This is a genomic window from Chamaesiphon sp. OTE_20_metabat_361 (assembly GCF_031364565.1).
Genome location: NZ_JANLWO010000267.1, coordinates 1 through 2091, shown reverse-complemented (window position 1 = coordinate 2091; position 2091 = coordinate 1). Strand labels below are relative to the sequence as shown.

Here is a 2091-nt window from a genome sequence, read left to right as displayed (position 1 = left end):
GGTTTTGACCGCTGCACGCCGATACGTCGTATCATTTTCATCGAGGATGCCAATCAGGCGGGGAATCGTCGTCTCATCCCGCGTCTCGACTAGTTCTAACATCGCCCGATCGCGTAAATTGGGATTGGGATGTTTGAGTCGATCGAATAATGCTTCCATGAGAGGGTAGAGGGTAGAGGGTAGATAGGGAATAGGGAATAGGGGATAGGGTAGGGAACCTTTAATCGCCTTGCAGGCGTTGCTGATTGAAGGTGTGATTTGCCCTCACCCCGCCAGATCCTCCGGCTCTGGCGGGGTGAGGGCAAAATCTATGCTTCTTACCCCAATTCAGCAACGCCGCCTTGCGATTAATTGACAGTTGCTCTGGCGCGAATCAGCCAGTCGTCGTCGTTGGCAACTAGTTCGCGTCCGCTGGTGTCGCCGAGTTTGTCTAATGCCATTAGGATCGCATATTTAAGATCCCAGATTTTGGTATCCAAACTGGCAACCAGCAGGGGAATTGCGCGGTTATCTCCCAATTCCCCCAGAGCTAGCGCCGCTGCTGCGCGGGACTTCTGGAATTGCGGTTCGCGATTATTGAGCGCTTCGACTAGAAGATCGTAACCCGGTGCATATTTGAGCCACCCGAATAATTTCATGATATGGTAATGGGCACCATAATCGTTGTAAGCTTCTGCCGCATACGTCGCCAGTAGCGCCGCCGGAGCGAGGCTGGCAAAGTCATCGAGAATAGTCTGTGTGGCTAAATAGCATAGTCCAAAGTCCGTCTCATACAACTGGCGCATCAAGAATTCTAGAGTCGGCGGCAGATCGTATTCATGAATCAATTCTAAATCCTGGGGTCGATCGAGTAATGTTTGCTCTAAACTCGCTTGAATATCGGCAAAGGTAATTTTACCCTGCTCGACACCACTATTTGCGAGTAACCGAATCGCCCGCAATCGAAAGACGATCGATACCGGACATTTGGCGATCGTGGGAATCGCTGGATAATAATTTGTATCGATGAGATCCTGAATACATGCCCGTCTGGCGTTCCGATTGGGGTGAAATAAAAATTCCATCACCCGCTGCATCTGGGTATAATCGCCAGTAAATCGACATACCGCCGCAATCGCCGCACTCGCTGTAGCTTCATCTGTCGAGTCAGTAAAAGTGCGAATCCGATCGAGTGCGGGTAGATAATTGAGCTTGACTAGAGTATGAATGATGACGCGGTGATTTTGACCTTCGCGATCGAGTATTTGCGCGATTTCTGACAGGATTTGGGGATCTTCAGTGCCGATTTCCCCGATCGCCCATACAGCATTTTCGACAGTATAACAGTCTGATTCTGCCAGACAAGGGCGGATCGCTGGCAATCCCTGTTTAGCTTGGAGTTTCCCCAATGTTTCGACGGATTTACGCCGCACGATCCGATTATCGAGTTCGGGATCGTCATTAGCGATCGCCCGAATTAGTGCGTTAATCGATGCTTCTGTGGGAAAATTAATTAAATGCGAAGCTGCGACATAACGCGATTCATCTTCGGCGAGTTTAGCTAATGGCGTATCTAATAGCTCGATCGCTTCGGTTTCGGTGAGATTAAAAATATTAAAAAAACGTTTATTAGTCATAATTGTTTATTTATTCCCGTAGGTTGGGTTGAACGAATGTGAAACCCAACATCCACAAATATCTAAGCCGACACAAATGTCGTTTAAGGGATGAAAAGAACTTTGGGTAAGTGTGTTGGGTTTCATTCTTCTGCTTGGTGCGCTCAATCTGGAGGAAACCTCCAGAGCGCGCATCCGCAACCCAACCTACAGATCTTCTAGATTTCAGGCGGTTTTAATATTTTGAATAATATCTATTTATTCACACTAACACATTACAAAAAAGGCTCTCGATCGCTCGCTCAACCAAATCGGCAAAGCAACAGATCGAAAGCCCCTTCAGCACTCAAATAACCGCAGTTACCGAGTTAACTCCAATGACTAGGATAAGGAGTTGATGGTGTAGTCGAGTAAAGCATTGTATTCAACTAATGCTTGAGCCGACATGTCGCGAGGAGCGCAACCGCGAGTACGAGCAAAGCGGAGAGCTTCAACG

General features: G+C 48.0%; 2 protein-coding genes and 1 pseudogene. All 3 read right to left on the bottom strand.

The window, feature by feature from the left end; translation table 11 throughout:
* A partial coding sequence (locus tag RMO35_RS07785) for a HEAT repeat domain-containing protein (RefSeq protein ID WP_309739961.1) occupies positions 1-159 on the bottom strand: 159 nt, incomplete at its 3' end.
* Between the two features lie 188 nt (positions 160-347).
* The gene (locus RMO35_RS07780) at positions 348-1616 is read right to left on the bottom strand and encodes a HEAT repeat domain-containing protein (protein ID WP_309739958.1); all 1269 of its coding nucleotides are present in this window, start codon (positions 1614-1616) and stop codon (positions 348-350) included.
* A 360-nt stretch (positions 1617-1976) separates the two neighbouring features.
* Positions 1977-2091 (bottom strand): annotated as a pseudogene (locus RMO35_RS07775) (bleomycin hydrolase); the annotation flags it as partial.

What these genes read in the sequence shown, in the direction of transcription:
- RMO35_RS07780 (WP_309739958.1), bottom strand. Translation starts at nt 1,616, where the DNA reads ATGACTAATAAACGTTTTTTTAATATTTTTAATCTCACCGAAACCGAA.